Origin of the sequence: Pseudomonas citronellolis, from assembly GCF_900112375.1 — a bacterium.
In the GTDB taxonomy this organism is placed as follows: domain Bacteria; phylum Pseudomonadota; class Gammaproteobacteria; order Pseudomonadales; family Pseudomonadaceae; genus Pseudomonas; species Pseudomonas citronellolis.
Genome location: NZ_FOLS01000010.1, coordinates 154486 through 172830, shown reverse-complemented (window position 1 = coordinate 172830; position 18345 = coordinate 154486). Strand labels below are relative to the sequence as shown.

The window sequence follows — 18345 nt, the reverse complement described above, 5'->3', positions numbered from 1 at the left end:
ATCCGCCGCGGCTATTGTCGGCAAGCCCGGCCCCGCTTGTCGAGGCGCTTGTCGCCGGCGTTACAATAGCGCATGAACCCGCACGCCGATTCCTCCCCCCTGCAAAACGCCGTCGACGACCTGGCCGAACGCGGCTGGTCGCTGCAACGCGACTTCCTGCCCGCGGACCTGATCGCCGCCCTGGCCGCGGAGTGCCGCAACCGCGCCGCCGCCGGCGAGCTGGCCTCGGCCTCGGTGGGGCGCGGCGCCGGCCAGGCGGTGCGCGAGGGCATCCGCGGCGACCGCATCCAGTGGCTGGAGCCGGGGCAGGCCGAGGCCTGCGACCGCTACCTGGAGCTGATGGATGAACTGCGCGTGGCGCTCAACCGCGCGCTGTTCCTGGGCCTGGAAGATTTCGAGTGCCACTTCGCCCTGTACCCGCCGGGCGCCTTCTACCAGAAACACCTGGACCGCTTCCGCGACGATGACCGGCGCTGCGTGTCGGCGGTGCTCTACCTCAACGACGATTGGCTACCCGAGCACGCCGGCGAACTGCGCTTGTATTTCGCCGACGGCAGCCACGACGATGTGCCGCCGCTGGGGGGCGGCCTGGTGCTGTTCCTTTCCGGCGAGTTTCCCCACGAGGTGCTGCCGGCCCACCGCGAACGCCTGTCGCTGACCGGCTGGTTCCGCCGCCGCGGCGACGCCCCGCTCTAGGGCTCAGTGGCCCCAGACGCGGATGGTGCCGCTGATGTCCTGGATGTCGCGCACCTCCAGGCTGCCCAGGCGGCTTTCACCGACGTAGAGGTCGCCGGCCACGCGCACGCGGATGGTCTGCGCCGGCAGGCCGCCGTCATTGAGCTGCTTGTTGATGGTGGTCAGGTCCGGCAGGGTCAGTGCCAACTGCTGCTGGCCGGTGCTGCCCTGGACCACGTCGACCTGCAGGGTCGGCAGCTCGACGCCGAAGATCGGCAGGCTCAGGCCCAGCTGCGCCGCGCCCAGGGGCAGCGCGCCGCCACGGCCATCCGGGCAGACCGCGGCGCTGGTGCAGCCGTTGTCGATCTTCAGGTTGCGCAGCGAGACGCTGCCGCCGTCGTCGACCCAGGCGGCCTTGCCGATGCTGGCCATGACGTCGGCGCGGATGCTCAGGCCCTCCTGGCCAGTGATGCGGCCGAGGTTTTCGTTGTCCAGCGGTTCGAGCGCGGCCTGGCTGGCGCCGGCGGCGCACAGCAGCAGGCCGCCGATCAGGTGCGGCAGGCTGAGAGGCTTGAGCATGGTGGCGGTTCCCTCGCGGTGGGCGATATGGCGAGGCAGTCTGCGCGCGATGCGCCAGGCCCGCCATGCTGGCGCGGCAGTTCCAGCCGAAGGATGGGCCCGACCATCGGAGGGTGGCCGCCATCGGTTGCCAGGTGACCGGGTCCGATGCGCGGGCTAGTCTGTTGCGATCGAAAAGGGAGTGTTTCGCCCATGCAGAAGATTCTCGTCAGCCGCTGCCTGCTGGGCCACCGGGTGCGCTACGACGGTGGCAGCCACGGCCCCTTCGACCTGCTGGAACGCTGGCAGGCCCAGGGCCGGGTGGTCGCGCTGTGCCCGGAAGTGGCCGGCGGCCTGCCCACGCCGCGCGCGCCGGCGGAGATTCCCGGCGGCCGCGGCGCCCTGGTGCTGGAAGGCCAGGCGCCGGTGGTGACGGTGGACGGCGCGGACGTCACCCGCGCCTTCGTCCGCGGCGCCGAACAGGCCATGGCGCTGGTCGACCGCCACGGCATCCGCCTGGCCATCCTCAAGGCGCGCAGTCCCTCCTGCGGCAACCGCGAGAACTACGACGGCAGCTTCTCCGGCCTGCGGGTGCCCGGCGAGGGCGTCACCGCGGCGGCGCTCAAGCGCATGGGCGTGCTGGTGTTCAGCGAGGAGGAGCTGGACGCCGCGGCGGTCTGCCTGGCCGGCCTGGAAGCCGGCGGCTGAGTTCGTTGTGATAGCCTGCGAGGCTCGGCGTAGAGCCTTCCGACAGCCCTTGTAGCACTCTTTCCCTTGAGCCGTCGGCGTGGCGACCTATGCTGAAGAGTCCCGCCGGAGGTTCGCTGCAGCGTGCCGGGCCTCCCCATCCCGCTCATAAGGAGAACTCCATGAAGCTCACGTTGCCTTGCCTCGGCCTCGCCGGCCTGCTGCTCGCCGCCTCCACCGCCGCGCTGGCGGCCGGCATGCCGCGTACCCCGGCGCCCGAGGGGGCCAAGGTGTATTTCATCGAACCGAAGGACGGCGCCACCGTCGGCCAGACCTTCACCGTCAAGTTCGGCCTGGAAGGCATGGGCGTGGCCCCGGCCGGCGTCGACTCGCCGAGCACCGGGCACCACCACCTGCTGGTGGACCTCAAGGAGCAGCCGGCCATGGACATGCCGCTGCCGATGACCGACAACATCCGCCACTTCGGCAAGGGCCAGACGGAAACCAAGATCACCCTGCCGCCGGGCAAGCACACCCTGCAACTGCTGCTGGGCGACAAGAACCACGTGCCCTTCGAGCCGAACGTGGAATCGAAGCAGATCACCGTCAACGTGAAGTGATGGTTGGCTCTAGGGCCGGCAAGATCGGGCTGATATGTCCGTAGGAGCGGATTTATCCGCGATGCTCTTGAGCAGCGGATAACCTATCGCGGACGGAGTCCGGCAATGCACCACGTAGGATGGGTTTCGCAAGCTCAACCCATCCTACGAAGAGCGCCTTGGCATAGCCTGTAAGGCCATTGCTCCTGCCGCAGAAACGAAAAAAGGAGGCCGAAGCCTCCTTTTTTCTTGCCGTCGAGCGGTCCTTAGAACAGGACGCGGCTGCGGATGGTGCCGTTGACGTGCTGCAGCTTCTCCAGCGCCAGGTCCGAGTACTCGGCGTCGACGTCGATCACCACGTAGCCGACCTTCTCGTTGGTCTGCAGGTACTGGCCGGAGATGTTGATGCCGTTGTCGGCGAACACCTTGTTGATTTCGCTCATCACGCCCGGGATGTTGGCGTGGATGTGCAGCAGGCGGTGCTTGCCCGGGTGCGACGGCAGGGCGACTTCGGGGAAGTTGACCGAGGACACCGAGGTGCCGTTGTCGCTGTACTTGACCAGCTTCTCGGCCACTTCCAGGCCGATGTTGGCCTGGGCCTCGGCGGTGGAGCCGCCGATGTGCGGGGTCAGGATCACGCGGTCCAGGCCACGCAGCGGGCTTTCGAACTCTTCGTCGTTGGACTTGGGCTCGACCGGGAACACGTCGATGGCGGCGCCGATCAGGTGCTCGTCCTTGATGGCGTTGGCCAGGTGGTCCAGCTCGACCACGGTGCCGCGCGCGGCGTTGATCAGGATGCCGCCCTTCTTCATGGCGCGGATTTCCTTCTCGCCGATCATCCACTGGGTGGACGGCAGTTCCGGCACGTGCAGCGAGACGATGTCGCACAGGCCCAGCAGCTCGTGCAGCGAGCCGATCTGCTGCGCGTTGCCCAGCGGCAGCTTGGTCACCACGTCGTAGAAGAACACCTGCATGCCCAGGGCTTCGGCCAGGACCGAGAGCTGGGTGCCGATGGAGCCGTAGCCGACGATGCCCAGCTTCTTGCCGCGGATCTCGAAGGAGTTGGCCGCCGACTTGATCCAGCCGCCGCGGTGGCAGGAGGCGTTCTTCTCCGGGATGCCGCGCAGCAGCAGGATGGCTTCGGCCAGCACCAGTTCGGCGACCGAGCGGGTGTTGGAGTAGGGCGCGTTGAACACCGCGATGCCGCGTTCGCGGGCGGCGTTCAGGTTGACCTGGTTGGTGCCGATGCAGAAGCAGCCCACCGCGATCAGCTTCTTGGCGCAGTCGAAGACTTCCTCGGTGAGCTGGGTGCGGGAGCGAATGCCGATGAAGTGGGCGTCGGCGATCTTTTCCTTCAGCTCGTCGCCGGACAGCGCGGTCTTGAGGTACTCGATGTTGGTGTAGCCGGCGGCCTTGAGGGTATCAACGGCATTCTGGTGCACGCCTTCCAGGAGAAGGAATTTGATCTTGCTCTTGTCGAGAGAAGTCTTGCTCATCTGCTTGAACCTGTAGTCCCGGGATAATGGCTAGAAAATGAACAGCTCTGGCCGAACCGGCCGGTGCCGCAGCTCGGCGCCAGGTGGCGAACTGCGTGGGGTGCGTATGCTAGCATGTTCTCCCTTTTCCTTGTCCGGTTGCGACCTGAGCTGTTCTCAGGACGACCATGAACCATTTGAGAGTTCCCTCGATGACCCGCGAAGCCCTGATCGAATCGCTCAAGCCCCTGCTGGAGCCCGGCAAGCTGCTGACCGATGCCGATTCCCTGGATGCCTATGGCAAGGACTGGACCAAGCACTTCGCCCCGGCGCCGCTGGCCATCGCCTTCCCCAAGAGCATCGAGCAGGTGCAGGCCGTCGTCCGCTGGGCCAATGAGCACAAGGTCGGCCTGGTGCCTTCGGGCGGGCGTACCGGGCTCTCCGCCGCCGCCGTCGCCGCCAACGGCGAGGTGGTGGTGTCGTTCGACTACATGAACAGGATCCTCGACTTCAACGCCTTCGACCGCACCGTGGTGTGCCAGCCGGGCGTGGTGACCAAGCAGCTGCAGCTGTTCGCCGAGGAGCAGGGCCTGTACTACCCGGTGGACTTCGCTTCCTCCGGTTCCAGCCAGATTGGCGGCAACATCGGCACCAATGCCGGCGGGATCAAGGTGATTCGCTACGGCATGACGCGCAACTGGGTGGCCGGCATGAAGGTGGTCACCGGCAAGGGCGACCTGCTGGAGCTGAACAAGGACCTGATCAAGAACGCCACCGGCTACGACCTGCGCCAGCTGTTCATCGGCGCCGAGGGCACCCTGGGCTTCGTGGTCGAGGCCACCATGCGCCTGGAGCGCACGCCGAAGAACCTCACCGCGATGGTCCTCGGCACCCCCGACTTCGACTCGATCATGCCGGTGCTGCACGCCTTCCAGAGCAAGCTCGACCTGACCGCCTTCGAATTCTTCTCCGACAAGGCCCTGGCCAAGGTCCTGGCCCGCGGCGACGTGCCGCCGGCGTTCGAGACCGACTGCCCGTTCTACGCGCTGCTGGAATTCGAGGCCAGCACCGAGGAAGTGGCCAACGAGGCCCTGGCCACCTTCGAGCACTGCGTCGAGCAGGGCTGGGTGCTGGACGGCGTGATGAGCCAGAGCGAGCAGCAGCTGCAGAACCTGTGGAAGCTGCGCGAGTACATCTCCGAGACCATCTCGCACTGGACGCCGTACAAGAACGACATCTCGGTCACCGTCAGCAAGGTCCCGGCCTTCCTCAAGGACATTGACGCCATCGTCGAAGCCAACTACCCGGACTTCGAAGTGGTCTGGTTCGGCCACATCGGCGACGGCAACCTGCACCTGAACATCTTGAAGCCCGAGAACCTGTCCAAGGACGAGTTCTTCGCCAAGTGCGCCACGGTCAACAAGTGGGTATTCGAGACCGTGGAGAAGTACAACGGCTCCATCTCCGCCGAGCACGGCGTGGGCATGACCAAGCGCGACTACCTGGGTTACTCTCGCTCCGAAGCCGAGATCGGCTACATGAAGGCGGTCAAGGCGGTGTTCGATCCCAACGGGATCATGAACCCCGGCAAGATCTTCGCCGAGTAAGCCAGTCATCCCAGAAGGGCCGGTTCACCGGCCCTTCTCATGTTCGGGGCCGACGGAACGGCCGGCAGCGCCCGCGGGAGGCGGGCACCGCGCAGCGCCACGAGCGCCGCGGGGCATCCCATTCATCCGTCCAGGAGTCGGTCATGAGTTACCAGCATCAGTACGTCGACGGCACCCGCATCCACTTCCCGCTGGGCAAGGTGGTCTGCGTCGGGCGCAACTACGCCGAGCACGCCAAGGAGCTGAACAACCCGGTGCCCACCGAGCCGCTGCTGTTCATCAAGCCCGGTTCCTGCACCGTGCCGGTCGAGGGCGGCTTCGCCATCCCCGAGGGTCGTGGCGACGTGCACTACGAAGCGGAGATCGCCGTGCTGATCGGCAAGCCGCTGTCGCGCACGCCCAGCCGCGAGGAAGTGCTGGACGCCATTTCCGGCTACGCCCCGGCCCTGGACCTGACCCTGCGCGACGTGCAGGCCAAGCTCAAGGAAAAGGGCCTGCCCTGGGAGCTGGCCAAGTCCTTCGACGGCGCCTTCGTGCTGGCGCCCTTCGTCAGCGCCGACCGCTTCCCCGACCCGGCCGACATCGGCATCCGCCTGAGCATCGACGGCGAAGTGCGCCAGGACGGCAACAGCCGCGACATGCTCAACCCCATCGTGCCGCTGATCCAGCACATCTGCGGGCACTTCTCGCTGCAGCCGGGCGACGTGGTCTCCACCGGCACGCCGGTGGGCGTCGGCCCGCTCAAGCGCGGCAGCGAGCTGGTGCTGGAACTTCCCGGCGCCAGCCGGTTCGAAAGCCGCGTCCTCTGAGCCGTACCCCGCCAAAGGCCGCCTTCCGTGCGGCCTTCGCTTTCTGCGGGGCGTTCCCAATCCAGACAACAAGAACTCCCCGATGACCCAGGTCCGATCCTCCCGTCTTCTGCGCTGGCTGCTGCTGGCCTTGCTCTTCGCCGCCGTGGTGCTGGTGGTGCTGGCCAAGCTGTTCCACTGGGACGACCGCGCCCGCCTGTGGTGGCAGGAAGAGCACACCAGCGAGCAGGCGCGCGCCGAGAGCGTCTGGCTGCCCGGCTACCGTGCGGTGATCCAGGGCAAGGCGCTCAAGGGCGGCCTGGAAGGTCAGGAAACCTCCGACCTGGCCTACAATCCGGTGACCCGCACGCTGTTCACCGTGACTGGCAAGAAGCCGCTGCTCGGCGAGCTGTCGCTGAACGGCGAGGTGCTGCGGGTGATCCCGCTGCTCGGTCTGGCGAACCCCGAAGGCGTGGCGGTGCTGCCCAACGGCAACGTCGCGGTGACCGACGAGCGGCAGAACTCCCTGACCATCTTCCACGTCGACCCGCAGACCCACGAGCTGAGCACCGCCAAGCTGGCCAGCTTCGACCTGGGCAACCTCGGCGAAAAGAGCAACAAGGGCTTCGAGGGCATCGCCTGGGACCCGGCGCAGAAACGCCTGCTGCTGGGCCGCGAGCGCGACCCCATGACTCTCTTCAGCTGGGCCAGCGACGGCAGCCCGGGCCTGACCGGCAGCATGCGGCCGCTGCCCAGCGAACAGCTGTACATGCGCAACGTCTCGGCGCTCAGTGTCGACCCGCGCACCGGCCACACCCTGGTGCTGTCGGCGGAGTCGCACCTGCTGCTGGAGCTGGACGAGAAAGGCGAGCCGGTCAGTTTCATCAGCCTGCTCGGCGGACTCAACGGCCTGCATGACAAGATCCCGCGCGCCGAGGGCGTGGCCATCGACGAGCAGGGCACCATCTACATGGTCAGCGAGCCGGAACTGTTCTATGTATTCCGCAAGCTCAAGGACGACGGCAAGGGCGGTTAAGCCTGGATTAAGGGCGGATTCAGGCTGGTTTCAGGCTGTTTGGCTAATCTGATTTCAACGAAAACAGCCAGGAGGCTACTTCATGAAATCCATTCGTCTTCCCCTGATCGCCGCCATCGCCCTGTTCTCCGGCGCCACCTTCGCCGCCGGCTACACCGGCCCGGGCAGCGACGTCGCCAAACCCGCGGCCAGTGGTTCGGTGAACACCGTGAAGGCCGCCCAGGCCGCCGCCGACGACACCCCGGCCGTGCTGGAAGGCGTGATCACCAAGCGCCTGCACGGCGAGCACTACGAGTTCAAGGACGCCACCGGCAGCATGCAGGTGGAGATCGACCACGAGGACTGGCCGCAGGGCGTGGATGTTTCCGACAAGACCAAGGTGCGCCTGACCGGCGAGGTCGACCATGACCGCAAGGGCGTGGAGATCGATGTGGATCGGGTGGACGTCCTGCAGTAACGAGATGCATATGAAAAGGCCGCGCCGGGAGTGATCCTGGCGCGGCTTTTTTGCATTCGGCTTTTCGTAGGAGCGAGCTTGCTCGCGAACGGTGCTTGCTCGGGACTTCGGGTGTTGGGCTGTAGAGCGCCCTCTCCCTAACCCTCTCCCTGAAGGGAGAGGGGACCGTTGGGCAGGGTTGGGTGTTCTGGAGTCAGCCAGCAGCGCCGTTGGTTTCCGACTGGAACCATTCCCTCTCTCGGCACGGACAAGCCCCCTCTCCCTGAAGGGAGAGGGGGCCGTTGGGCAGGGTTGGGTGTTCTGGAGTCAGCCGGCAGCGCCATTGGTTTCCGACTGGAACCATTCCTTCTCTCGGCACGGACAAGCCCCCTCTCCCTTCAGGGAGAGGGCTGGGGAGAGGGAGCGGAGTCAACCCCGCGCGCCAGAGCCACCGGGAGACGCGGTTCGCGAGCAAGCTCGCTCCTACAGGGAATGACCATCAACCAACACTCTCAAACCCCTGCAACACATTCACCGCATTGACCCCGATCTCCTCCACCGCATACCCCCCCTCCATGACGAACAACGTCGGCAGCCCCAGCTTCCCGATGGCCTCCCCCATACGCAGGTAATCCGGACTATCCAGCTTGAACTGCGAAATCGGATCCTCCTTGAAGGTATCCACCCCCAGGGAAACCACCAGCACATCCGGCCCGTACGCCGCGATCTGGCGGATCGCCGCCTGCAGCGCCAGGCTCCACACCGACCAGTCGCTGCCCGAGGCCAGCGGGTAGTTGAAGTTGAAGCCTTCACCCACACCCCGGCCCTTTTCGTCGGCGTAGCCGAGGAAGTAGGGGTACTCGAAGCGCGGGTCGCCGTGGATCGAGGTGAAGAGCACGTCGGCGCGGTCGTAGAAGATGTCCTGGGTGCCGTTGCCGTGGTGGTAGTCCACGTCGAGGATGGCCACCCGCGCCGCGCCCTGGTCGAGGATGGCCTGGGTGGCGATGGCGGCGTTGTTGAAGAAGCAGTAGCCGCCCATGTAGTCGGCCGAGGCGTGGTGGCCCGGCGGGCGGCACAGGCTGAACACCGAGCGGGCGCCCTTGGCCAGTTCGGCCTGGCCGGTCAGGGCCACGTTCGCCGAGCTGGTGATGGCCTGCCAGGTGCCGGCGGTGATCGGCGCGCCGGCGTCGAAGCTGTAGTAGCCCAGGCGCCCGTCGATGCTGTCGGGCTCCTTCTGCAGCAGGCGGCGGGTCGGCCAGGCGATGGGCAGCATGTCGTGGGTTCTGCCGGTGGCCAGCCAGTCGCGCCAGGCGTGCTGGAGGAAGTTGACGAAACCCTCGGTGTGGATGCGCCGGATCGGCTCCAGGCCGAAGTCGCGCGGGGCCTGGATCTCGCCCAGGCCCACCGCCTTGACGCGGTCCAGGACCATGTCGGCGCGGCTGGGCTTCTCGAAGCAGGGGGTGAACTGGCCGCCGATCAGCTCATGCTGGCCGTGGTGCAAGCGATGGTCGTCGGTGTAGATCGTCAACATCATGCACTCCTGGGGGCGCCCGGCGGCGCCCGGTGGGTCCGTGGGGTATCAGGCGTTTTCCTCGAAGCTCACGCTCGGCGCCTTGCGGCGGAAGCCGCCGGTGTGCAGCGCCAGGTAGACGAAGCCGACGGCGAACCAGCTCAGGCCGACGATCAGCGTCAGCTGCGACAGGCTGGTCCACAGCCAGAGGGTCAGGCACAGGCCGATGAAGGGCACCAGGCCGTAGCGCAGCAGGTCGGCCGGCGCGCGGCGTCCTTCGACGCCCAGGTAGGTGCGGATCACCGCCAGGTTGACCACCGAGAAGGCCACCAGGGCGCCGAAGCTGATCATCGAGGCCAGGGTGGTCAGGTCCAGCACCAGGGCCAGCAGGGAGATGGCCGAGACCACCAGGATCGCCACCACCGGCGTCTGGAAGCGCGCGTGCAGGGTGCCGAACAGGCTGCGCGGGAGGATGCCGTCGCGGCCCATGGTGAAGAGGATGCGCGACACCGAGGCCTGGGAGGCCAGCGCCGAGCCGATGCAGCCGGCGATGTAGGCGGCGGTGAAGAAGTTGCCGAGGAACTGGCCGCCGGCCTTGAGCATCACCTCGTTGGCCGCCGAATCGGCGTTCTCGAACACGCTGCCGGGGAACACCAGCTGGCTGATGATCGCCAGCAGGGTGAACATCAGGCCGGCCAGCACCGTGGTGATGATGATCGCCCGCGGGATGTCGCGGCGCGCGTCACGGGTTTCCTCGGCCATGGTGGAGACCGCGTCGAAGCCCAGGAATGACAGGCACAGCACCGCGGCGCCGGCCATCAGCGGGGCGAAGCCGGGCTTGCTGCCGTCGCCGATGAAGGGCGCGGCCAGGTCCAGGGCCGGGGCGCCGGTCAGGCTCTTCAGCGACATGCCGACGAACACCACGATGAACACCAACTGGGCGCCGACGATGGCGTTGCTCATGCCGGCCACCTGGCTGATGCCCACCACGTTGAGCACGGTGACCAGGGCGATGGAGGCGACCACGAAGACCCAGGCGGGAATCTCCGGGAAGGCGATGTTCATGAACAGGCCGATGAGCAGGTAGTTGATCATCGGCAGGAACAGGTAGTCGAGCAGCAGCGACCAGCCGGACAGGAAGCCCACCGCCGGGCCGAAGCTCAGGCTGGTGTAGGAATAGGCGGAGCCGGCGATCGGGTACTTGCGCACCATGAAGCTGTAGGAGGCGGCGGTGAACAGCATCGCCAGCAGGGTGATCAGGTAGGCGCTGGCGGTGCGTCCGCCGGTCATCTCGGTGACCACGCCGTAGGTGGTGAACATGGTCAGCGGGACCATGTAGACCAGGCCGAAGAAGACCAGGGCAGGCAGCCCCAGGATGCGTTTGAGGCGGGCGTCCGCCTGGGCTTGGGGGGCGTTGCCGGTGCTGGCGCTCATGCGGGCGCCTTGTTCGATGGCCATCGATGTTTCCTCGCGAATTCTTGTCGTTGTTGCGCTGGCGCGGGGCGCCGCTGGCGGCCGCGCGGAGGGAGCGGGGCGGTCAGCCGCAGCGCTGCCGGCGGGCGTAACGGGCGAGGAAGGGGTGGGCGCGGTGACGGCCGCGAACCGGGGTGGAGCAAGGGCTGGTCATGAGCGTTCTCGGGGCATTGTTCTTGTGGATGCTCGCTGGCGGCGCTCCCTGGATACCGGCGCGGTGCGTGCTGCGGCGGTGATCGCGGCCCTGGCGGCCATTCCCTGGGCGAGTACCCGGACTTTAGGCCGCCGCGCCGCCCCGCAGAACCCTGTAAAGGGTCAAAAAGGGATCGAAGTGGCCAGATTGACTGTCAGGCCCGGCGGCGGGCGCCCGTCCCGCCGCAGGACCGGCCGGTCATTTCTTCAGCTTGGTCCAGACCTTGGCGCGCAACGACAGGGACTTCGGCGAACACAGCTGGAAGGGCTTCAGGCGGTCGATCTTGTCTTCCGGGGTGTTGATCGCCGGGTCGTCGAACAGCTCCTTGTCCATGAACTTCTCGGAACCGGTGATGGCGTTGTTGTACTTGGCGAAGTTGGAGGCGGCGGCGATGTTCTCCGGCTGCATCATCCAGTTGAGGAAGACGTGGGCTTCCTTGATGTTGGTGGCGTCCTTGGGAATGGCCAGGTTATCGATGAACAGGCGCACGCCTTCCTTCGGATAGACGTAGACCAGGCTGGCGCGCTGGGCGTGGGCGCGGTGGAAGGCGCCGTTCCACTGCTGGTGCATGTACACCTCGCCGGCGGCCATGCGCTCGATGGTGCCGTCGCTGTTGTACATGGCCAGCAGCGGCTTCTGCTTGAGCAGCAGGTCGAGGACCTTCTCGGCCTCCTTCGGGTCCTCGGTGCACTCGTTCACGCCGAGGTAGTAGGTGGCCGGGGCCCACAGCTCCTCGATGGAGTTGAGCGCCACCACCTTGCCCTTGAACGCCTCCGGCGGTTCGAAGAACGGCTTCCAGCTCTCGTCGAACTTGCCGCCCGGGGCCTTGGCGCTGTCGTAGCTGTAGCCGGTGCTGCCCCACAGGTAGGGCACGGTGTAGTCGTGGCCGGGGTCGTAGGAGAGGGTCTTGAACTTGTCCTTGAGGTTGGCCAGGTTCGGCAGCTGCGACTTGTCCAGCTTCTGCAGCAGGCCTTCCTTGACGAAGATTTCGATGAAGCTGTCCGAGGGCACCACCACGTCGTAGGCGCCGCCGCCGGCCTTGAGCTTGGCCAGCAGGGTCTCGTTGCTGTCGTAGGAGTCGAGGGTGGCATGGATGCCGGTGTCCTTCTCGAACTTCTTCAGCAGCTCCGGCGGGAAGTAGTCCGACCAGTTGGCGAAGTGCAGGGTGCCGTCGGCGTGGGCCTGGCTGGCCAGGGTCAGGCCCGCCAGGGCGGCGGCCTTGAGGGCCAGGGGAAGGCGGCGGATGGTCATCGGTGAAGCTCCTGTGCGAATGGTTTTTATCGGGAGGCAGTCAACGCCGGCGCTGGCCGACGTAGTACGACAACGCAACGAACGCGATGGAAATCAGCAGGATGATCGACGAGATCGCGTTGATCTTCGGCGATATCCCCATTCTTATGGAACTGAAGATGTACACCGGCAGGGTGGTGGCGCCGGCGCCGGCGACGAAGTAGGTGATGACGAAGTCGTCCATCGAGATGATGAACGCCAGCATCGCCCCGGAGAGGATGCCGGGCATCAGCAGCGGGCAGGTCACCTTCCAGAAGGCCTTCCACGGCGAGGCGTAGAGGTCCGCCGCGGCTTCGGCCAGGCGCGGGTCCATGCCCTCCAGGCGGGCGCGGATCGGCAGGTAGGCGAAGGGGATGCAGAACACCACGTGGGCGATGAGGATGGTGAACAGCGACAGCTTCAGGCCGATGAAGGCGAAGAACATCAGCGTGGCCACCGCCACCACTATCTCCGGCACCAGCAGCGGCAGGCCGAGCACGCCGTTCATCAGGCTCTGCCCGCGGAAGGCGCGGCCGCGCATGCCCAGCGCCGCCAGGGTGGCGAGCAGGGTGGCGAAGACCGTGGCCAGGCTGGCCACTATCAGCGAGTTCTTCGCCGCGCGGACGATCTCCGGGTCGTTGGCCACCACCGCGTACCACTTGAAGCTGAAGCTCTCCCAGAGCGTTGCCGACTGGCCGCTGTTGAAGCTCAGCACCACCAGCACCAGGATCGGCACGTAGAGGAAGGCGAAGAACAGCCAGGCGGCCGGGCGCACGCCGGCGAAGCGCCACAGCGGGTTCAGCGAATTCATGGGTGACCTCCGGCGGCGCCCTGCCTGAAGCGCATGCTGTAGACCAGCATGGCGGCGAGGACGAAGGCGAGCAGGGCGAAGGACAGCGCCGCGCCGAACGGCCAGTTGTGTGCCGTGCCGAACTGCAGCTGGATCAGGTTGCCGATCATCAGCGACTTACCGCCGCCGAGCAGCTCGGGAATGATGTAGTTGCCCAGCGAGGGGATGAACACCAGGATGCAGCCGGCGACGATGCCGGGCATCGCCAGCGGGATGATGATCCGCTTGAGCGCCTTCCAGCGGTTGGCGCCGAGGTCGAAGGCGGCTTCCACCAGGCGCCAGTCCATCTTCTCCAGGCTGGTGTAGATGGGCAGCACCATGAACGGCAGGTAGGTGTAGAGCAGGCCGATGATCACCGCATTGTCGGTGTACAGCAGGCCGATGGCGGCGTCGCTGAAGCCCAGCTTGTGCAGGCCCTCGTCGATCAGGCCGCCGTTGCGCAGCAGCAGGATCCAGGCGTAAACGCGCACCAGCAGGTTGGTCCAGAACGGCACCGTGACCAGGAACAGCAGCATGTTGCGCCGGCGCTCGTCCTGCAGCGCCAGGTACAGCGCGGTGGGGAAGCCGATCAGCAGGCAGCCGGCGGTGGTCAGGATGGACAGCCAGAAGGAGCGCTGGAAGATGCCCAGGTAGTCGGTGTTGAACACCAGGGCGTCGTCCAGGTCGCGCTCCCAGAGGAAGTTGATGTACGCCTCCAGGGTGTGCTGGCCCCATTTCACGCCGCCGTAGTCGCCGGGCGCCTGGACCGACACGGCGAACATGATGCCCAGCGGCAGCACCAGGAACACCAGCAGCACCAGCATCGCCGGGGTGGTCAGCGCCAGCCGGGCGCGCAGGCTCTTGCGCTCGGCTTGCAGGCGCAGCGTGCTCATTCGGCCAGCACCCGGATGGCGTCGCCGGGCACCCGCACGCGCACCCGCGCGCCGGGCTCGTGGGCGCCCACCGCGCCCTGGCGGTTCTGCTGGCGCACGCGGAAGCCGGGAGTACCGGCGACCTTCAGGTGGTAGACGGTGTCGGTGCCGACGTAGACCACGGTTTCCACCACGCCTTCCAATTCACCGTCCTGGGCCAGCTCGGTGCGTTCCGGGCGGATCGCCAGGGTCACCTTGCCCGGCAGCGTGGTGGCGGCGGCCAGGCGCTGGCCGTCGGCGAGCACCACGCCGTCGCCGTTGGCCTCGGCCTCGAGGAAGTTGGTCTCGCCGATGAAGTCGGCCACCCAGCGGTTGGCCGGGGCGTCGTAGATTTCGGTGGGGGTGCCGATCTGCAGGACCTGGCCCTTGTTCATCACCGCGATGCGGTCGGACATGGTCAGGGCTTCTTCCTGGTCGTGGGTGACGAAGATGAAGGTGATGCCGGTCTCGTGCTGCAGGCGCTTGAGTTCGATCTGCATTTCCTTGCGCAGCTTCAGGTCCAGCGCCGAGAGCGACTCGTCCAGCAGCAGCACCTTGGGCCGGCTGGCCAGCGCGCGGGCCAGGGCGATGCGCTGCTGCTGGCCGCCGGAGAGCTGGTCGGCGCGCCGCGAGCCGACGTCGGGCAGGCGCACCAGTTCGAGCATGGCCTTCACCGTGGCCTCGGTCTCGGCCTTGGGCTTGCCCTGCATCTCCAGGCCGAAGGCGATGTTCTGCGCCACGGTCATGTGCGGGAACAGGGCGTAGCTCTGGAACACGGTGTTGACCGGGCGGCGGAATGGCGGGAGGCCCTGCATGGGCTCGCCGTAGAGGCGGATGCTGCCGGAGGTGGGTTGTTCGAAGCCGGCGATGAGCCGCAGGAGGGTGGTCTTGCCGCAGCCCGAGGGGCCGAGGAGGGTGAAGAATTCGTTGGCGCGGATGTCCAGGGACACGTCGTCCAGGGCCTTGAGGCCTTGGCCGGGGGTACCGAATTCCATGCCGATTCGCTCGATGGCAATCGCGCTGGTCATGCTTCAATACCATGCAGTTAAGCAGTTGTTATTGTTTGCGGTTTTACGGCTCTGGCGGCCGCTTCACCTAGCTGCGGCTTGATAATGGCCCTCCTTTTCGCAGCGGCAGAACGATAGAACAGGCCAATAAGGGATAAATCAGGCCAAGTTGAAGGGCCGTTTTCACCAGCCTGGCCGGCTCTTCGCAGGAGCGGGCTTGCTCGCGATAGCCGGAGGTTCCGACGCGTTTCGCGGATGGGATCCGCTCCTACGATGCGTCCACCGTCGACCCCTCCTGTAGGAGCGGGCCCTGCCCGCGATTTCGCGCGCAGGGCGCGCTCCTACAAGGAGCACGGGTGTTGAGGATGGTGTAGGAGCGGACCTCATCCGCGATCCGGCCGCCAGGCCGGCTCGGGCTCAACCGCGATACAGACTCGGGCTCGCCCCGCTCCAGCGCTGGAAGGCATGGCGGAAGCTGGCCGTCTCGCTGTAGCCGAGCCGTTCGGCGATCAGGTAGATGGGCAGGTCGGTGTCCTTGAGCAGTTGTCGGGCCTTGTCGTAGCGCACTTCGTCCAGCACCTGCTGGTAGCTGGTGTTGTGCTGCTGCAGGTGCCGGCGCAGGGTGCGGCTGGAGCGGTGCAGGTGGCGCGCCACCTCGTCCAGGCCGCGGGCTTCCTGCAGGTGGTTGGCGAGGTGGCGGCGGATCAGTTCGAGGATGTCGTCGCGCCCGCTCATGGCCGCGCTCAGGCGCTGGCATTGCTGCAGGCCGTTGTGGCAGCTGACCGGGTCGGCCAGCGGCAGCGCGCGGTCGAGCAGCGCCGGGCCCAGGCACAGGGCGCTGGTGGCGGCGCCGAACTCCACCGGGCAGCCCAGGCGCTCGGTGTAGGTGCTGGCATGCAGCGGCGGGCGGTAGGCCAGCAGCAGGCGCCGCGGGCGCACCGATTCGCCGAGCAGGTCGCGCACCACGGTGAGCAGCGAGGTCAGGCACAGCTCGGTGTTGAACACCGTCAGTTCCGGCGCGTAGCGGTAGCCCTCGGCGCTCAGCCAGACCTCGTCGCCGTGGTCCTGCAGGGCCAGGCGGAAGTAGGTGCCGAGCAGGTCGGGGTGGGCCAGGGCCAGTTGCAGGGCGTCGCGCAGGGTGCGGCTGGCCAGCATGCTGTAGCCGAGCATGCCGTAGGCCGAAACGTGCATGCGCAGGCCCAGGTAGAGGCCCAGGGCCGGATCCTGGTAGCAGCTCAGTGCATTGGCGAATACCCGCAGTTCCTGGGCATGGCTGACGAATTTCTCCGGCGTCAGCAGGTCCGCCTCGGCGATGCCGCTGCCCTCCAGCAGCCGGCCGCGGGGGATGCCGGCCTGGCTCAGCACCTCGGTGGCCAGCACCACGGTGTGCAGGGTGGTCAGGGTACGCTGCTCGGGAAGCTGGACGGCGCTCATCGGAACTCCTTGCGGGGCGGCGAGGACACGGGATTACGCTAGCCTGACTTTAGCCTCGAGGAATTTTCCTGCACGGGGATTAAGCCTGGCTTCAGCGGCCTTGTGCTATTACGGCGTGCCCCCATCGACATGGACCTGCGATGTTCCGTTTCCTCACCTTGCGCCGCTGCCTGGCGGCGCTGCTGATCCTCCTGCTGCTCGCCCTGGCCTGGCTCGGCCAGCAGTTCCGCGTCTACGAGCGCGCCTGGTTCGCCGTGCGCGAATGGCACCATGCGGAAAACTGGCGTGAGCGCTCGATCTGGCTGCCCGACTACCGCGTCGAGATCGAGGCGCAGCCCATCGAGGGCCTGGACGACGACGTCTCGGCGCTGACCTACGATCCCGAGCGGCGCAGCCTGTTCACTGTCACCAACCAGCCGGCGCAGATCGTCGAGCTGTCCCTGGACGGCAAGGTGCTGCGCAAGATCACCCTGCACGATTTCGGCGACACCGAGGCCATCGAATACATCGGCCCCGGCCTCTACGTGCTCAGCGACGAGCGCCGCCAGCGCCTGTTCAAGGTGCGCCTGGACAACGGCACCCGCGAGCTGGATGCCGAACAGGCGCAACAGTTGTCCCTGGGCCTGGGGCCGATGGGCAACAAGGGCTTCGAGGGGCTGGCCTACGACTCGGTCGGCCAGCGCCTGTTCGTCGCCAAGGAACGCGACCCGGTGCGCATCTACGAGGTCCACGGCTTCCCCCACACGCAGCCCGACAAGCCCTTCGCCGTGCACGTGCTGGACGACCTCAAGCGCGACCGCCGACTGTTCGTCCGCGACCTTTCCAGCCTGCAGTACGACGAGGGCAGCGGCCACCTGCTGGCGCTGTCGGACGAGTCGCGCCTGGTGCTGGAACTGGACGTCGATGGCGAGCCCATCAGCAGCCTGTCGCTGCTGCGCGGCATGCAGGGGCTCAAGCGCAGCGTGCCGCAGGCCGAGGGCCTGGCCATGGACGAGGCGGGCACGCTGTACCTGGTCAGCGAGCCCAACCTGTTCTACGTGTTCCGCAAGGCGCCGGGCGTGGAGTCCGAGTAACAAAAGGCTTACATTGTCGCCCCACCTGTTGTCCCGCCCCTGGAGCGACCTTGAACATCATCCGCGAAGCCCTGATCAACCGCCGCCTGAACAAGGCGCTGAGCGAACACGGCTGCCGCCTGGCCGGCGGGATCAAGTCGCTGCGCGACGGCGCGCGCCTGACCCTGGAGCCGGGGGTGAAGCTGGGTAAGGCGAAGATCTACTCGCGCGAGCTGGAGATAGGCGCGCACACCGATGCCGTCAGCGGCTGCGAGTTCCTCGACGTGGCGCGGATCGGCCGCTACTGCTCGATCGCCACCGGCGTGGTGATCGGCCAGGGGCGCCACTCCCACCCCGTCGACTGGCTGACCACGCACAACTTCCCGGTCAACCCCAAGCTGGTTCGCCGGCCCCTGGTGCGCGAAGCGCCGTGGCGGCCGGCCTCGCTAGGGCATGACGTGTGGATCGGCCGCGACGTGCTGATCCTCGACGGCGTTAACGTGGGCACCGGGGCCGTGATTGGCGCGCAATCCCTGGTGAATGCCGACGTGCCGCCCTACGCGATCGTGGCCGGGACGCCGGCGCGGGTGATCCGCTACCGCTTCCCGCCGGAAGTGATCGAGCGCCTGCTGGCCAGCCGCTGGTGGGAACTGCCGCTGGAAGTGCTGGGGGAGTTGCCGCTGGACGATCCCGAAGCCTGCCTGGCGCAGCTGGAGCGCCAAGCGCCGCCCGCCGCGCCACGGCCGCGGCGCCTGCGGATCGACTCCAAGCCCTGGGGCGTGGCGCTGCTGGCCGACTGAGGCGGC

18 protein-coding genes are annotated in these 18345 nt (G+C 67.0%); 9 read left to right on the top strand and 9 right to left on the bottom strand.

The window, feature by feature from the left end; genetic code table 11:
- The first annotated feature begins 72 nt into the window (after window positions 1-72).
- Complete coding sequence (locus tag BM060_RS11980; RefSeq protein WP_074980341.1) at window positions 73-696, top strand: 2OG-Fe(II) oxygenase; 624 nt, start codon at window positions 73-75, stop codon at window positions 694-696.
- Between the two features lie 3 nt (window positions 697-699).
- Here BM060_RS11980 and BM060_RS11975 read toward each other — a convergent pair whose 3' ends face one another.
- Entirely contained in the window at window positions 700-1254 is a 555-nt protein-coding gene (locus tag BM060_RS11975) for a DUF6160 family protein (protein WP_074980340.1), read from the bottom strand.
- Window positions 1255-1446: 192 nt separating this feature from the next.
- On the opposite strand from BM060_RS11975, the gene BM060_RS11970 reads away from it, so the two are divergent.
- On the top strand, window positions 1447-1941 hold the full coding sequence (locus BM060_RS11970; protein WP_074980339.1) for a 2-thiouracil desulfurase family protein: 495 nt from the start codon (window positions 1447-1449) through the stop codon (window positions 1939-1941).
- A 161-nt stretch (window positions 1942-2102) separates the two neighbouring features.
- Window positions 2103-2540, top strand: a complete 438-nt coding sequence (locus BM060_RS11965; RefSeq protein ID WP_043268240.1) for a DUF4399 domain-containing protein — start codon at window positions 2103-2105, stop codon at window positions 2538-2540.
- A 245-nt stretch (window positions 2541-2785) separates the two neighbouring features.
- Here the strand turns inward: BM060_RS11965 and serA are convergent, their stop codons facing one another.
- Entirely contained in the window at window positions 2786-4015 is a 1230-nt protein-coding gene (gene serA, locus BM060_RS11960; RefSeq protein WP_009613962.1) for a phosphoglycerate dehydrogenase, read from the bottom strand.
- Between the two features lie 191 nt (window positions 4016-4206).
- On the opposite strand from serA, the gene BM060_RS11955 reads away from it, so the two are divergent.
- From BM060_RS11955 to BM060_RS11940, 4 genes are all read left to right on the top strand, one after another.
- A complete protein-coding gene (locus BM060_RS11955) occupies window positions 4207-5601 on the top strand; it encodes a D-2-hydroxyglutarate dehydrogenase (RefSeq protein ID WP_074980338.1) in 1395 nt (464 codons plus the stop codon).
- A gap of 143 nt (window positions 5602-5744) precedes the next feature.
- Window positions 5745-6410: a fumarylacetoacetate hydrolase family protein gene (locus tag BM060_RS11950; protein ID WP_074980337.1), complete on the top strand. Its 666-nt coding sequence runs from the start codon at window positions 5745-5747 to the stop codon at window positions 6408-6410.
- 82 nt (window positions 6411-6492) lie between these two features.
- Complete coding sequence (locus BM060_RS11945) at window positions 6493-7425, top strand: SdiA-regulated domain-containing protein (RefSeq protein WP_074980336.1); 933 nt, start codon at window positions 6493-6495, stop codon at window positions 7423-7425.
- A gap of 82 nt (window positions 7426-7507) precedes the next feature.
- Window positions 7508-7882, top strand: a complete 375-nt coding sequence (locus tag BM060_RS11940) for a NirD/YgiW/YdeI family stress tolerance protein (RefSeq protein WP_074980335.1) — start codon at window positions 7508-7510, stop codon at window positions 7880-7882.
- Between the two features lie 478 nt (window positions 7883-8360).
- On the opposite strand, the gene BM060_RS11935 is transcribed toward BM060_RS11940, so the two are convergent.
- From BM060_RS11935 to BM060_RS11905, 7 genes are all read right to left on the bottom strand, one after another.
- On the bottom strand, window positions 8361-9392 hold the full coding sequence (locus tag BM060_RS11935; protein ID WP_043268250.1) for a histone deacetylase family protein: 1032 nt from the start codon (window positions 9390-9392) through the stop codon (window positions 8361-8363).
- Window positions 9393-9440: 48 nt separating this feature from the next.
- Window positions 9441-10805: an APC family permease gene (locus BM060_RS11930; RefSeq protein ID WP_074980368.1), complete on the bottom strand. Its 1365-nt coding sequence runs from the start codon at window positions 10803-10805 to the stop codon at window positions 9441-9443.
- Between the two features lie 430 nt (window positions 10806-11235).
- A complete protein-coding gene (locus BM060_RS11925; RefSeq protein WP_074980334.1) occupies window positions 11236-12288 on the bottom strand; it encodes an ABC transporter substrate-binding protein in 1053 nt (350 codons plus the stop codon).
- Between the two features lie 40 nt (window positions 12289-12328).
- On the bottom strand, window positions 12329-13117 hold the full coding sequence (locus BM060_RS11920; protein ID WP_009613945.1) for an ABC transporter permease: 789 nt from the start codon (window positions 13115-13117) through the stop codon (window positions 12329-12331).
- Window positions 13114-14028: an ABC transporter permease gene (locus tag BM060_RS11915; protein ID WP_074980333.1), complete on the bottom strand. Its 915-nt coding sequence runs from the start codon at window positions 14026-14028 to the stop codon at window positions 13114-13116. The genes BM060_RS11920 and BM060_RS11915 overlap by 4 nt, the downstream gene beginning before the upstream one ends.
- Window positions 14025-15074: an ABC transporter ATP-binding protein gene (locus BM060_RS11910; RefSeq protein WP_074980332.1), complete on the bottom strand. Its 1050-nt coding sequence runs from the start codon at window positions 15072-15074 to the stop codon at window positions 14025-14027. Before BM060_RS11910 ends, BM060_RS11915 begins: the two co-directional genes overlap by 4 nt.
- 396 nt (window positions 15075-15470) lie before the next feature.
- Window positions 15471-16487, bottom strand: coding sequence for an AraC family transcriptional regulator (locus BM060_RS11905; RefSeq protein ID WP_043268257.1), 1017 nt, complete (start codon window positions 16485-16487; stop codon window positions 15471-15473).
- 140 nt (window positions 16488-16627) lie between these two features.
- On the opposite strand from BM060_RS11905, the gene BM060_RS11900 reads away from it, so the two are divergent.
- Window positions 16628-17560, top strand: coding sequence for an SdiA-regulated domain-containing protein (locus tag BM060_RS11900; protein WP_064584824.1), 933 nt, complete (start codon window positions 16628-16630; stop codon window positions 17558-17560).
- Between the two features lie 50 nt (window positions 17561-17610).
- Complete coding sequence (locus tag BM060_RS11895) at window positions 17611-18339, top strand: CatB-related O-acetyltransferase (RefSeq protein ID WP_061563066.1); 729 nt, start codon at window positions 17611-17613, stop codon at window positions 18337-18339.
- Window positions 18340-18345: the final 6 nt, after the last annotated feature.

Bases quoted from the DNA above. Each gene is read 5' to 3' on its own strand.
- BM060_RS11965 (WP_043268240.1), top strand. From the start codon at position 2,103: ATGAAGCTCACGTTGCCTTGCCTCGGCCTCGCCGGCCTGCTGCTCGCC.
- BM060_RS11915 (WP_074980333.1), bottom strand. From the start codon at position 14,028: ATGAGCACGCTGCGCCTGCAAGCCGAGCGCAAGAGCCTGCGCGCCCGG.
- serA (WP_009613962.1), bottom strand. From the start codon at position 4,015: ATGAGCAAGACTTCTCTCGACAAGAGCAAGATCAAATTCCTTCTCCTG.
- BM060_RS11920 (WP_009613945.1), bottom strand. From the start codon at position 13,117: ATGAATTCGCTGAACCCGCTGTGGCGCTTCGCCGGCGTGCGCCCGGCC.
- BM060_RS11925 (WP_074980334.1), bottom strand. From the start codon at position 12,288: ATGACCATCCGCCGCCTTCCCCTGGCCCTCAAGGCCGCCGCCCTGGCG.
- BM060_RS11970 (WP_074980339.1), top strand. From the start codon at position 1,447: ATGCAGAAGATTCTCGTCAGCCGCTGCCTGCTGGGCCACCGGGTGCGC.
- BM060_RS11900 (WP_064584824.1), top strand. From the start codon at position 16,628: ATGTTCCGTTTCCTCACCTTGCGCCGCTGCCTGGCGGCGCTGCTGATC.
- BM060_RS11945 (WP_074980336.1), top strand. From the start codon at position 6,493: ATGACCCAGGTCCGATCCTCCCGTCTTCTGCGCTGGCTGCTGCTGGCC.
- BM060_RS11980 (WP_074980341.1), top strand. From the start codon at position 73: ATGAACCCGCACGCCGATTCCTCCCCCCTGCAAAACGCCGTCGACGAC.
- BM060_RS11935 (WP_043268250.1), bottom strand. From the start codon at position 9,392: ATGTTGACGATCTACACCGACGACCATCGCTTGCACCACGGCCAGCAT.
- BM060_RS11910 (WP_074980332.1), bottom strand. From the start codon at position 15,074: ATGACCAGCGCGATTGCCATCGAGCGAATCGGCATGGAATTCGGTACC.
- BM060_RS11905 (WP_043268257.1), bottom strand. From the start codon at position 16,487: ATGAGCGCCGTCCAGCTTCCCGAGCAGCGTACCCTGACCACCCTGCAC.
- BM060_RS11975 (WP_074980340.1), bottom strand. From the start codon at position 1,254: ATGCTCAAGCCTCTCAGCCTGCCGCACCTGATCGGCGGCCTGCTGCTG.
- BM060_RS11930 (WP_074980368.1), bottom strand. From the start codon at position 10,805: ATGAGCGCCAGCACCGGCAACGCCCCCCAAGCCCAGGCGGACGCCCGC.
- BM060_RS11950 (WP_074980337.1), top strand. From the start codon at position 5,745: ATGAGTTACCAGCATCAGTACGTCGACGGCACCCGCATCCACTTCCCG.
- BM060_RS11940 (WP_074980335.1), top strand. From the start codon at position 7,508: ATGAAATCCATTCGTCTTCCCCTGATCGCCGCCATCGCCCTGTTCTCC.
- BM060_RS11955 (WP_074980338.1), top strand. From the start codon at position 4,207: ATGACCCGCGAAGCCCTGATCGAATCGCTCAAGCCCCTGCTGGAGCCC.